The organism is Gillisia limnaea DSM 15749 (assembly GCF_000243235.1).
Lineage (GTDB): Bacteria > Bacteroidota > Bacteroidia > Flavobacteriales > Flavobacteriaceae > Gillisia > Gillisia limnaea.
The window spans coordinates 368,866-381,399 of the sequence record NZ_JH594605.1 but is presented as its reverse complement, the minus strand read 5'-3'; the positions used below and the strand labels follow the sequence as shown (position 1 = coordinate 381,399).

Annotated in this window: 9 protein-coding genes; 6 read left to right on the top strand and 3 right to left on the bottom strand. The window is 38.5% G+C overall.

Features of this window, described 5'->3' with window-relative positions:
- Nucleotides 1-89 precede the first annotated feature (89 nt).
- From GILLI_RS01755 to thrC, 5 genes are all read left to right on the top strand, one after another.
- Nucleotides 90-1,553 (top strand): hypothetical protein, encoded by a 1,464-nt coding sequence (locus GILLI_RS01755; RefSeq protein ID WP_006987401.1) that lies wholly within the window; start codon nt 90-92, stop codon nt 1,551-1,553.
- A 49-nt stretch (nt 1,554-1,602) separates the two neighbouring features.
- Nucleotides 1,603-2,025, top strand: coding sequence for an ester cyclase (locus GILLI_RS01750; RefSeq protein ID WP_006987400.1), 423 nt, complete (start codon nt 1,603-1,605; stop codon nt 2,023-2,025).
- Between the two features lie 673 nt (nt 2,026-2,698).
- A complete protein-coding gene (gene thrA, locus GILLI_RS01745; protein WP_006987399.1) occupies nt 2,699-5,146 on the top strand; it encodes a bifunctional aspartate kinase/homoserine dehydrogenase I in 2,448 nt (815 codons plus the stop codon).
- Nucleotides 5,147-5,148: 2 nt separating this feature from the next.
- Nucleotides 5,149-6,069, top strand: a complete 921-nt coding sequence (locus GILLI_RS01740) for a homoserine kinase (RefSeq protein WP_006987398.1) — start codon at nt 5,149-5,151, stop codon at nt 6,067-6,069.
- A 95-nt stretch (nt 6,070-6,164) separates the two neighbouring features.
- A complete protein-coding gene (gene thrC / locus GILLI_RS01735; protein WP_006987397.1) occupies nt 6,165-7,460 on the top strand; it encodes a threonine synthase in 1,296 nt (431 codons plus the stop codon).
- A 63-nt stretch (nt 7,461-7,523) separates the two neighbouring features.
- Here thrC and GILLI_RS01730 read toward each other — a convergent pair whose 3' ends face one another.
- Entirely contained in the window at nt 7,524-9,008 is a 1,485-nt protein-coding gene (locus GILLI_RS01730; RefSeq protein ID WP_006987396.1) for a S10 family peptidase, read from the bottom strand.
- 278 nt (nt 9,009-9,286) lie between these two features.
- Here GILLI_RS01730 and GILLI_RS01725 point away from each other — a divergent pair, with 278 nt between their 5' ends.
- Nucleotides 9,287-11,548 carry a bifunctional SulP family inorganic anion transporter/carbonic anhydrase gene (locus GILLI_RS01725; RefSeq protein WP_006987395.1) on the top strand — a complete coding sequence of 754 codons (2,262 nt, stop codon included), beginning with the start codon at nt 9,287-9,289 and terminating at the stop codon, nt 11,546-11,548.
- Between the two features lie 109 nt (nt 11,549-11,657).
- On the opposite strand, the gene GILLI_RS01720 is transcribed toward GILLI_RS01725, so the two are convergent.
- Together GILLI_RS01720 and GILLI_RS01715 are read right to left on the bottom strand one after the other, a co-directional pair.
- Nucleotides 11,658-12,146: a DUF2231 domain-containing protein gene (locus GILLI_RS01720; RefSeq protein WP_006987394.1), complete on the bottom strand. Its 489-nt coding sequence runs from the start codon at nt 12,144-12,146 to the stop codon at nt 11,658-11,660.
- Between the two features lies 1 nt (nt 12,147).
- Nucleotides 12,148-12,459, bottom strand: coding sequence for a hypothetical protein (locus GILLI_RS01715; protein WP_006987393.1), 312 nt, complete (start codon nt 12,457-12,459; stop codon nt 12,148-12,150).
- Between the last annotated feature and the right edge of the window lie 75 nt (nt 12,460-12,534).

Here is a 12,534-nt window from a genome sequence, read left to right as displayed (position 1 = left end):
GAGATAAAATATCCTTTTTAAAACCATGTATTCCAACAAAAAGAGGGTTCTATGGATATTAGATATTTCCGCTAAAAAAATAATATAAAATGAAAACAGAAAATATAAAAACCTTTGAAGCGCTGAAAAAATCAGGCTATAGAAGTAGAAGTATAAAAGAAGAATTAAGGCAGAATTTACTTGAAAAAATAAGGAATGACGACCCTGCATTTGAAGGAATTCATGGGTATGAAAATTCAGTAATTCCGGAACTGGAGCGGGCAATTCTATCTAAACATAATATTAATTTACTAGGTTTAAGAGGTCAGGCAAAAACAAGATTGGCCCGTTTGATGGTGAATTTATTGGATGAATGGATGCCTATCGTTGAGGGATCGGAGATTAATGACGATCCTTTTCATCCAATTTCCAGGTATGCAAAATCCTTAATGGAAGAAAAGGGCGATAAAACGCCTATTGCCTGGGTTCATAGGGAAGAGCGATTTTTTGAAAAGCTGGCCACGCCAGATGTAACTGTCGCAGATATTATTGGGGATGTAGATCCTATAAAAGCTGCCAATTTAAAACTGAGCTATGCCGATGACCGTGTGATCCACTTTGGAATGATACCACGAGCCAACAGGAGCATTTTTGTGATCAATGAACTTCCCGATCTTCAGGCACGAATTCAGGTGGCACTTTTTAATATCCTGCAGGAAGGGGATATACAAATACGAGGTTTTAAATTGAGATTGCCCCTGGATATGCAATTTGTATTTACTGCAAATCCAGAGGATTATACCAATAGAGGAAGTATTGTAACTCCGTTAAAGGACCGGATAGGGTCGCAAATATTAACCCATTATCCGCATACCATAGAAATCGCAAAAACCATTACTCAGCAGGAAGCCAGACTGGACAGTCGGCAAACTGAAATGATCCATGTTCCGGATCTTGCGAAGGATCTTCTGGAGCAAATAAGTTTTGAAGCACGGGATAACGAGTTCATCGATTCCCGAAGCGGAATAAGTGCCAGGTTGAGTATTTCAGCATTTGAAAACCTTTTGAGCACGGCAGAAAGAAGGGCTGTTAAGAACAAAGAGGAAAAAACCTTGTTGAGGTTTGGAGATTTTCTGGGCGTAATACCGGCGATAACCGGTAAAATCGAGCTGGTTTATGAAGGCGAACAGGAGGGAAGCGCATTTGTTGCAGAGCAATTAATTGGAGACGCTGTTAAAACCCTCTTCACGAATTATTTTCCAAAGATTGAAAAACTGGAAAAATCCAGTGAAGATAATCCCTACAACGATTTGGTGGAATGGTTCTTTGCCGAAAGCGGTTTTGAACTATTAGATGATCTTACCGAAAAAGAATACAAAAAGAAACTGGATTCTGTGCCTCCGTTAAATGACCTGATTAAGAAATATCAATCTGATGTTTCTAAAGAAGACAGCTATTTTTTGAAGGAATTTTTATTGTGGGGACTTGTAGAGCATAAAAAATTAAATAAATACCGGTCTGCAGGAGGAGTTCAGTTTAAGGATCTTTACGGGAGTTATATAAGTGGATTGTAATTTTAAAGTATTAAAATAAAAAAGTTAATATATTAACTAAAAATTAAAGATGATGGGCAAAGAAAAGAATGTAGATGCACAGAAGAAATTTGGTGAAGCTATTAATACAGGGAATCTTGAAATGATTCGTGAGCTGGTTGCAGAAAATGTAAAGGATCATGATCCTGCTCCAATGCAGGGACCCGGACCACAAGGATTTATAGACTTTTTCACAATGATGAGAAATGCTTTTCCTGATCTAAATGTAGAAGTAGAACATATGGTCACAGATCAAGAAAATGTAGCTCTTGCTTATACCATCAGCGGAACACATAAAGGAGATTTTATGGGAGTTTCTCCTACCGGGAAGACCTTTAGTGCCCGCGGAGTTCAGATAGGACGTTTTGAAAACGGAAAACTTGTTGAGCGATATGGTAGTTCAGATGAATTGGGAATCCTCAAACAACTTGGAGTTAAACCGGTTACATCTTAAATAATTCAGGAATAGAAAAAGGCCCCTAAATCCCCGGAAGGGGACTTCTTCAAGTCTTTGAATTTTAAATTATTCCCTTTAGGCAAGGTTGAAGAATTTAGCCAGGTTTGATATTTATGCATAACAAGCGCAAAGGCCTGTAATAATAATTTAAATGAAAAACCTATCCATTGTTAAAAATGGATAGGTTTTTCATTTTGGTCCATTGTTGTCCGGTAAAAATTTCAGTTGCAGTGCTAGAAATAGCAGGTGCTTGTAAGACTTTTAAACTTAGATAACCTGCTTTTCGGATTTGCACCTATTTCGTCGTAATAAGAGCGTTTGTCAAATAACTTAAACTGGTTGTAATTGAGTTAAAATCAAGTCTCTGTTCTTTTTTCTCAAAGCGCAGCGGTCTTATATCTTAACCGGACACTAATGTTTTTATTCCATTTTTTCATCTATTTATTTTTTTCTTCTATTAATTTGTATACTTTTAGCTTCAGATTAAAACCTATGCCACTTAAGGAAATTACATATTATAACATAAGCATCTCTCCGGTGGCTGTTATGGGCATGTCTATTTCTACCTTCACTACTATTACCCCTTTGGGGTAAAAAGCTATAGTTTCTCCGTCCCGCAATTACTTTAATGGATTTCCATTTCTTTTTTTTAACATTTAACAACATTCGCATGAATATTTTAAAATTTGGTGGTTCTTCTGTAGCCACTCCGGAAAGAATAAAATTAGTAGCAGCCTGTATTCAAAAACACTTAAAAGACGATACTACCATCACGGTATTTTCTGCTTTTGGCGGTGTAACAGATGACCTTATCTTAATGGCCCTTATGGCTTCCAGGGAAGATCTTAGCTACAAGGAAATTCTTCAGAAAAATGAAACAAGACATTTGGAAGCTATTAAAGAATTGATTCCCGTGAATGCACAAAGCGGAATTTTGAGTAGGATTAAAACGGAATTTAATCGTCTTGAAACTTTATATGAAGGGGTTTATCTCTTAAATGAGCTTTCCAACAGGACCAGAAATATGGTCGCGGGATTTGGAGAGATCCTTTCTTCCCTAATTATCGCCGAGTATTTTAAAAGCCTGGGAATAGCCGCTTTATCGGTAGATTCAAGGGAATTGATCGTTTGTAAGAACACCAATGATAAGATCCAGGTTAACTATCCCAAAACCAATAAAAATATAGAAAGTTTCTTTGCTGACAACCGATCGAAATTATATGTGGTTCCGGGATTTATTGCCAAAAATGATGAGGGAGTACCCAGTACTTTAGGACGCGGAGGATCCGATTTTACTGCTGCTATTCTCGCTGCAGCTCTTAATGTTCCCCGTCTATACATTTATACCGATGTTAACGGAATGTACACTGCAAACCCACGGATCGTTCCGCAGGCATATCCTCTTAAAAATGTGTCTTATGAGGAAGCTATGGAATTATCTCATTTTGGAGCTAAAGTAATTTATCCACCAACGCTGCAGCCACTGCTGGAAAAGCAAATAGAAATTCTAGTAAAAAACACCTTCAGCCCTGAGGAGGAAGGAACTCTGATCTCAAAATCTGGAAAACATAATTTTAGATGGGTTACCGGAATTACTCATATTGACAATATAAGTCTTGTAAATATTGAGGGTAGCGGAATGATTGGCATCCCGGGGTTCTCAAAAAGATTTTTTGAAGTTATGCACCAGGAAAATATCAATGTGGTTTTAATAACACAAGCCTCTTCTGAACACAGTATTTGCATCGCCGTGAAAGATGACGAGGCTCCGGCTGCAAAATTGGCATTGGATGAAGCCTTTGAAGCGGAGATCCGGAACAAAAGGATAAACCCTATCCAAATTGAAGATGATGTGGCAATTATAGCCCTGGTAGGAGACCGGATGAAGAGTCATCACGGCTTAAGCGGAAAACTTTTTAGTGCGTTGGGGAACAACAACATCAACATAAGGGCAATTGCACAGGGATCTTCAGAAAGAAATATTTCTGCCGTGATCGCTAAGAAGGATGTTACAAAAGCACTGAATACACTTCATGAAACCTTTTTTGAGGTTCCATCAAAAGAACTCAACCTTTTTATCACCGGGGTGGGGAATGTAGGTGGAAAATTAATTGAACAATTGAAACGGCAGGAAATTTACCTGCTGGAGAAACTCCGTTTAAAAGTAAGAATCCTTGGACTTTCAAATTCCCGGAAAATGATCTTTGATGAAAACGGGATAGACCTGGAAAACTGGAAGAACCTTTTAGAGCAAGGGGAGGAAACAAGTCAGGATGCATTTTTTGAAAAGGTAAAGGAGTTGAATTTTCGAAATAGCATTTTTGTAGATAATACGGCAAGTCCAGTAATTGCATCTACGTATAAAAATTATCTGGCAAATTCTATTTCTGTAGTTACCTGTAACAAAATTGCCTGTGCTGATGATTTTTCAAACTATGAGAAATTGATTGATCTTTCCAGGGAATACGGTGCTACATTTTTATACGAAACCAACGTGGGAGCAGGCTTGCCTATAATTGACACCTTGAAAAACCTTGTGGATTCCGGGGACAGAATCCAAAAAATACAGGCTGTGCTTTCGGGAAGTCTTAACTTTGTATTCAATAATTATAAGGGAGAAGAACCTTTCTATAAAATAGTGGAAGAGGCCATGAAGGAAGGCTATACCGAGCCGGACCCAAAAATTGATCTAAGTGGAATCGATGTGGCCCGAAAAATTTTGATCCTTTCCAGAGTGAGCGGATTAGAGATGGAACTGGATGAAATTGAGAAGGATAATTTCCTTTCTGAAGAAAGTCTCAATACAAAAACCAACGAGGAATTTTTTGATTTCCTTGAGAAAGATGAATACCAGTTCAGGGAATTGTATCAAAGTGCAGCGCAAAATAAGGCCCAGTTAAAATATGTGGCCCAACTTGAAAATGGGAAAGCAAAAGTTGGATTGCAGCAGGTGGGGCCAGAGCATCCATTCTATAATTTGAACGGCAGCGATAATATTGTCCTGTTTTTCACTGATAGGTATAGTGTTCAACCGCTTATTGTAAAAGGAGCCGGAGCCGGGGCAGATGTTACCGCTTCGGGGATATTTGCAGACATCATAAGAATTGGAAAAAAATAGGGATGGAAGAACTAAAAATATTTGCCCCTGCAACGGTGGCTAACCTATCCTGTGGTTTTGATGTTTTGGGTTGTTGTCTGGAGAATGTAGGAGATGAAATGATCATTCGGAAAAACGAACTGAATACGATAAGGATAACAAAGATTCTTGGGCAGGAGCTTCCAATGGAAACAGAAATGAATGTGGCCGGGGTTTCTGCAATGGCTTTACTTCAGCAATTAAAAAGCAGTCAGGGTTTCGATATTGAGATCACCAAGAATATCAAGGCAGGAAGTGGTATTGGCAGCAGTGCTGCAAGCTCTGCAGGAGTTGTGTTTGCGATTAACAAGTTGCTGGATGAACCCTTTACCCCACACCAGCTAATCCCTTTTGCAATGGAAGGGGAACGGCTGGCAAGTGGAAATCCACATGCGGATAATGTAGCTCCTGCATTGCTGGGTGGTTTTACCCTTGTTAAAAGTTATGAGCCTCTGGAAGTTTTGAGCTTACCAAGCCTTCCGGAATTGCGGGTGGTTGTGCTGCATCCGTTAATTGAACTTAAGACCAAAGATTCAAGAGCCGTGATAAGGCAACAAGTTTCCCTTAAAAGTGCTATTAGTCAGTGGGGGAATTTAGGTGCTTTGGTAAGTGCTCTATATGAAAAGGATTACGATCTTTTTGGTCGGAGTTTGGTAGATGAAATCGTTGAACCAGTGAGATCTATTCTAATCCCGTTTTTTCACGAATTAAAACAAATCGCACTGGAGAAGGGAGCATTGGGCTTCGGGATTTCCGGATCTGGACCTTCGGTTTATGCCATGTGCAGGGGCGAGGAATCGGCTGAAAAAGTAAAAATCGGCCTTCAGGAATTTTACCAGCAGAAGGCAATCGATTTTGATCTTCATCTTTCAAAGATAAACACAACAGGAATAAAAATAATTTGATAAACATCCATTGGAATATTTTCTCACACAGGGAATGTTTATAAGGATGTTGCTCCCGATAGCTCGGGTGTCCTCTAAAACAATAAAATAAACAGATGAACTATTTCAGTTTAAACGATAAAAGTCAGAATTCAAATTTTGAAAATGCCGTCCTGAAAGGTCTGGCTCCGGACAGAGGTTTGTACTTTCCGCAGGAAATAAATAAGCTTCCACCATCTTTCTTTGAAAACTTTAAATCTAAGTCAAAATATGAGATTGCGTTTGAAGTGATTAAAGGATATGTGGGAGATGAGATCCCGGAAGCTGAATTAAAACAGATCATAGACACCACGTTGGATTTTGAATTTCCGGTGGTAGAACTTACAGAAGACACAAGTGTTCTGGAGTTATTTCACGGGCCTACGTTGGCTTTTAAGGATGTGGGCGCCCGGTTTATGGCCGGATGTCTTGGTTATTTCATAAAAAGGGATAATTTGGGGAAGATCACCGTATTGGTTGCTACCTCCGGAGATACAGGAGGAGCTGTAGCCAATGGATTTTTTGATGTTGAAGGGATAGAGGTAGTGATCCTTTATCCTAAAGGGAAAGTAAGTCTAATCCAGGAAAAACAGCTCACTACCTTAGGCAGGAATATTACCGCTCTCGAAGTGGACGGGGTTTTTGATGATTGCCAGGAGATGGTAAAACTGGCATTTTTAGATGAGGAAATTCAGGAAAAAAGAAGGTTGACTTCGGCAAATTCCATAAATGTAGCCCGTTGGTTACCGCAGATGTTTTACTACTTTTTGGCATATCAGCAATTGATGGAAAAAGATGAAAAACTGGTGTTTTCTGTCCCAAGTGGGAATTTCGGAAATATTTGTGCCGGACTTTTAGCGAGGGAAATGGGGCTTCCAATAGATCATTTCATTGCAGCCAATAATGTAAATAATGTAGTAGAACGCTTTCTTCAAACAGAAAAATTTGAACCCAGATCCAGTATTCAAACCCTGTCCAATGCCATGGATGTTGGAAATCCAAGTAATTTTGTAAGGATACTGGAGCTTTTTCAGAATAAATTCGGGAATCTACAGGAGGTTTTATCCGGTTATAGTTTTGATGATACTGCTACCAGTGAGGCAATCGCAGAAATGTTTAAAAAAACCGGCTATGTCATGGATCCCCATGGTGCCGTGGGATATTTGGGATTAAAGTCCTTTTTAAAGGAAAATAATGGATTTCACGGTACTTTTTTGGAAACTGCTCACCCGGTTAAATTTCTGGACACGGTAGAAGCAGCTATTCAGGAAAAAATAGAGATTCCTGCCGTGATTCGTTCACAAATGAAAGAAGAGAAAAAGTCTTTTGAAATTAAAACCTATGAGGAACTGAAAGCCTACTTATTAAGTTAAAATATAAAACCCTGCTGGCTACTTAACCTGCAGGGTTTTATTTATTCAGGAAACTGAAATTATTTAATATTTAGCTGAATCCCCTGCTTTGGGAAGAGAATTTTCTATAAAGTCCCGTATATCCTCATTGGCATTTTTAAGATCTTCACTTCTTAAGTACATCATATGTCCACTCCTGTAGCCTTTAAAACTCAATCTATCCCGCATTTTACCACTGGGATCCAGTTGCCACATGGTATATTTTGCATTAAAATAGGTGGTAGCGCCGTCAAAATAACCGGATTGTACCAATACATCTAAATTTGGGTTTTGAGCCATAGCCTGCCTTAGATTTTCACCGGTGTTGTCACCGCTTCTATCCCAGGGATGAACTGGTCCGAACATATTGTATTTAATATCGGTTTTAAACTTCAATTCTTCCTGTAGGTAATAATTGATGGCAGGGGTGAAGGAATGCAGCCAGGAAGTGAGTTCAGCATTATAATCTGGGGAATCTCCGGCGACTTTCGCATCTATCCCCAGGTATCTGGAATCAAGACGTCCTATGGTATAACCACCGCTTTCCCTCATCAGTTCTTTCCAGAAATACCGGAATGGAACATCAAGATTGTTTTGCAGGAAAACTTTTTCCTCTATGCCAGAGTAATAAGCCATTTTTGAAGCGATCTCCTGCTTTTTTTCTTCTGAAGTAAATCCACCTTTAATTAAAGCAGGTAATACTGTATTAATGGTAAATTCTTCAGCTTCAGCTAGTAATTCTTCCAGGTCCTTATTTTGCAAAGCCGAAGGTAATTTTTTATGATACCATGCAGCGGCAGCAAAATAAGGAAGCCTGTTCGCGATTTCTACAGGACCTTCCCGGTTAACTCCCATTTCGGTAGGGGAAACCAGGATCACTCCATTTAAATACATCCACTGGCTGTTTTGCAATTCCAGTGCTAAACCTGACACTCTGGTGGTTCCATAACTTTCACCAATTAAATATTTTGGGGATAACCATCTGTTTTTCCGGGTTACAAAGGTGTTTAACCATCCGGCCAGGTATTTAATATCTGCCTGGACTCCAAAGAAATCTTTTCTATCCGCTTTTTCATCTTCCTTTTCTATCAATCTGGAATATCCTGTATTTACAGGATTTACATAAACAATATCCGCTACATCCAAAATAGAATAGGGATTTTCCTTTAAACCATAGGGTTGCACAGGGAAACCTTCATCATCGATCTTTAAAACCCGGGGGCCTGTGTAGGCAATATGCATCCAAACAGAAGCCGATCCAGGCCCTCCATTAAAAGAAATTACCAGAGGACGGTTTTCTGTGTTTTTGATATCGCTGCGCTTATAGTATGTGTAAAATAAACTCGCCACTGGTTTTCCGGCTTCATCCCAAACAGGTTGAGTCCCGGTTTGTGCTGTGTAATTGATGTTTTTTCCATTGATGGTAACCGAATGATTTGTAACAACCATAGTATCTACCGGGAGTTCTATTTTTTGGGCATAAAGACCAATGGATGCTATACTGAAAATTAGGAGGGATAAAAATTTCATAAGTACGTTTAAGATGATTTTAAGGATTGAAAAATAAGTTATTTTTTTTGATTGAAGCCTTCATCTATGAAGATTTTAATATAACTAAGCAGTGTTGCTCCAATTGCCACAATAAAAAGAATACAAACGCTAATCCGGGATATCAAAAAAAAAAATTAATATTTCTGGGTCAAAATGGGATTGGGATGGTTCTTAGTATTTAATTTATTATTTTTATAGCTTATTTTTTAACTTGTTGACAGGAGCTCAGGTTTCCGGCAACTAATCATCCCCTTCTTTTGAAAAAGATTCCTAGTTTTAATAACATAGTTAGTAAGGTTGAACTCAACCCTCGGAAACCTCTCTTTTCAAGTCTGAATAAGGACATCCCTGCCAGTATCGTAGTGTTTTTAGTTGCGCTTCCGCTTTGTCTTGGAATAGCACTAGCAAGTGGCGCGCCGCTTCTTTCTGGATTGATCTCCGGAATAGTTGGAGGTCTTGTGATAGGAAGTGTTAGCATGTCCTCGGTAAGCGTAAGTGGTCCTGCTGCCAGTCTAACGGCGGTGGTGCTGGCTTCAATAGCCTCACTGGGAAGTTTTGAAGTTTTTTTAATGGCGGTGGTTTTGGGGGGAATCTTTCAGTTTGTTTTAGGGATTCTTAAGGCTGGTCTTATCGCAGATTATATGCCTTCTAATATTATTAAAGGATTACTTGCAGCCATAGGAATTATCCTAATTATCGCCCAAATTCCTTACGCCCTTGGAATAGAAGCAACCGTAGAGAGTTACCTGGATCCAGACATTGGATTTTTAAGTCAAGTGCAACCTGCATTTTGGAATTTTATAGATTCTCTCACGGCAGGAGCTCTTCTAATATCCGGACTATCACTTGCGATTATGATATTCTGGGATAGATCCCCGTTGAAAAATTTCAAATTACTTCCACCTGCCTTAGTGGTAGTAATTTTAGGGGTATTGCTCAATTTTATTTTTGAATATATCATGCCGTCTTTACATCTTAATTCGGCACATTTGGTTAATATTCCAAAAATTGATCATTTTTCCGAGCTTCTAACTTTTCCTGATTTTTCAGCCATAACAAATCCCGAGGTATGGGGAGTGGCTATAACCATTACTTTAATCGCTTCTATTGCCAGTTTGCTTGCTATTGAAGCCGCAGATGAGATTGACCCACACAAGCGAAAAACTCCTCCCAATAGAGAATTGGTGGCGCAGGGGATAGGAAATACCATAACAGGTCTTGTTGGAGGTATTCCTATAACATCTGTTATAGTAAGAAGTTCCGTGAATATAAACGCGGGGAATGAAACCAAGTTATCTACAATTTTACATGGCGTTTTTCTTTTGCTTAGTGTTTTGTTCCTTAGTTCTATTTTGAATCTTATTCCGCTCTCAAGCTTAGCAGCTATTTTACTGGTTATAGGTTATAAATTAGCTTCCTGGGATGTAGTTTTGACTATGTTTAAAAAAGGATGGAATCAATTCATTCCTTTTGTGGTTACGGTAGTCGCTATTATTTTAACCGATCTTCTTATTGGAATATTTATAGGATCCCTTGTAAGTATTTTCTTTTTGCTGCGTAGCAATTATCACAATGCCTTTTTTATAGAGAACACCAAGATTTTTAAAGGAGAAACTATCCGTTTGGAATTGGCAAATGAAGTATCCTTTTTTAATAAAGCTTCTATTAAAAACACTCTTTGGAATGTACCTCCAAAATCTACCGTGATCATTGATGCCACATTTGCAAGTTATATAGATCATGACGTGCTGGAAATCTTTGAAGATTTTGAAGATACTTTTGCTAAAGAACACGACATCAATTTGAGTATTATTGGATTAAAAGAGAAATATTCGGTAGGAAAAGAACTGGAGTTTGTAAAAGGGGAAATTCAGGAATCCAAGGAAAAATCTACTCCAGAGGAGATCTTTGAGTACATGAAAGAAGGGAATCAGCGCTATATAGATGGGAAATTGGTTTCCAGAAGACTCAGGAATAAGGAACTTATGGACTTCATAAATGCACCTCCGCTGGCAACAGTTTTAAACTGTATAGACATGCGGGAGCCATTGAACGTTCTAATGAATACCGGGATTGGAGATTTGATTCCCATTAGGACAGCAGGGAATTTGGCAGATCAGGAAGTTATAAGAAGTATTGAAGTAGCCTGTAAAAAACAAGGCGCAAAATTCATTCTTTTAATGGGAAATTCGGCAAACAAAATTTATGCTGAAGCTTTGAAGGATTTTATGCAAGGGAGGATATCCTACATAAGTCCGTTGATTGAAGATGCAGTTAAAGCGCTGAATATTTCTGCACAGGATATTGTGATGGAAAAAATCTTTGAAGTTGCCGACACTATAACGCAATGGAATCTGGAAGAATCTAAAAGAAGGATTGTTTCTGAAAACAATTATTTAAAAACCGAGATCGGGCAAGGAAGGATAGGCATGGCTTCTGCTTTTTTTAACCGTCAAACCGGAAAAATCACCTTTTCTGAACTCTATTCAGTACCTACAAAAGTATCCTTCCAAGATTAAACTCAGTATAGATTTATTGACTTCTGTGCTTAAATCTCACCAGCGCTATTTTTCGTTTTATCTATCTTATTGATTAGTCCAGGAGGTTTTGATTTTTAGAATAAAAAAATCAATTAAATTCTGCACAGTTACCGGAAGGTATATAAACCCCGGCAGCCTGCTGGTATACTAGTTTAGCACCTAAATGCCCCACATAACCTAAATATCCGGAACCAATGATCATTAAGAGTATCACAAAACCTTTTAACTCTACCCGCTTAAATTTAAAGCGATTATTCTGGTAAAATAAATCTAAAACAAGAGCGGCTGTAAAAAGCCAGATCATGGTATACCCATTGTTTTCATGAGCTTTTAAGACTGTAGGATCGCATAGTGTCCTTGAAACAATTCCATCAGCCAGGTTACCGGTATAGATTGCGAGCCAGCCACCTATTGTTCCAATAATCAATAAAATAGTTCCAGGTAATTCCAGAAATTTACCTATACCCCAAACTGAAGCAATTTTAAAAAACGTAGCGATAATAAGCAGTGCAATAGGGAAATGGACGAACAGAGGATGTAAGACCTCTGTTCGCCAAAAATCCGGTAATTGTTCCATGTTAATCCAGAATTCGTACTGCTAAGGGGTCAAGGCGTTTTCCTGTTTTTTCAACATCAACCTCAACCTGTTGGCCCTCTTCTAATTGTGAGAACTCAACGCTTTCTCCATTACGGGTAAGGCGGGTGTTATCTGTGAAATAGAGCTCCAGGGTTTTATCGTCTGAAGTTTTCACATAGATCTCCGTTTTTGAGGGTTCAACCTTGTCTACAATACCGCTGTATGTTCCAGATTCAACTACATCGGTTTTTTCTCCACACGAAGAGAAGAAAATTGCGATCATTAAAAATGCTGCTAAAGGTTTTAATTTCATAATTTAAAATTTAAATTGAAAATTTTATTCAAGGCCCAAAGGCTATATAAATGTAACCAATTTCAATACAGCAGT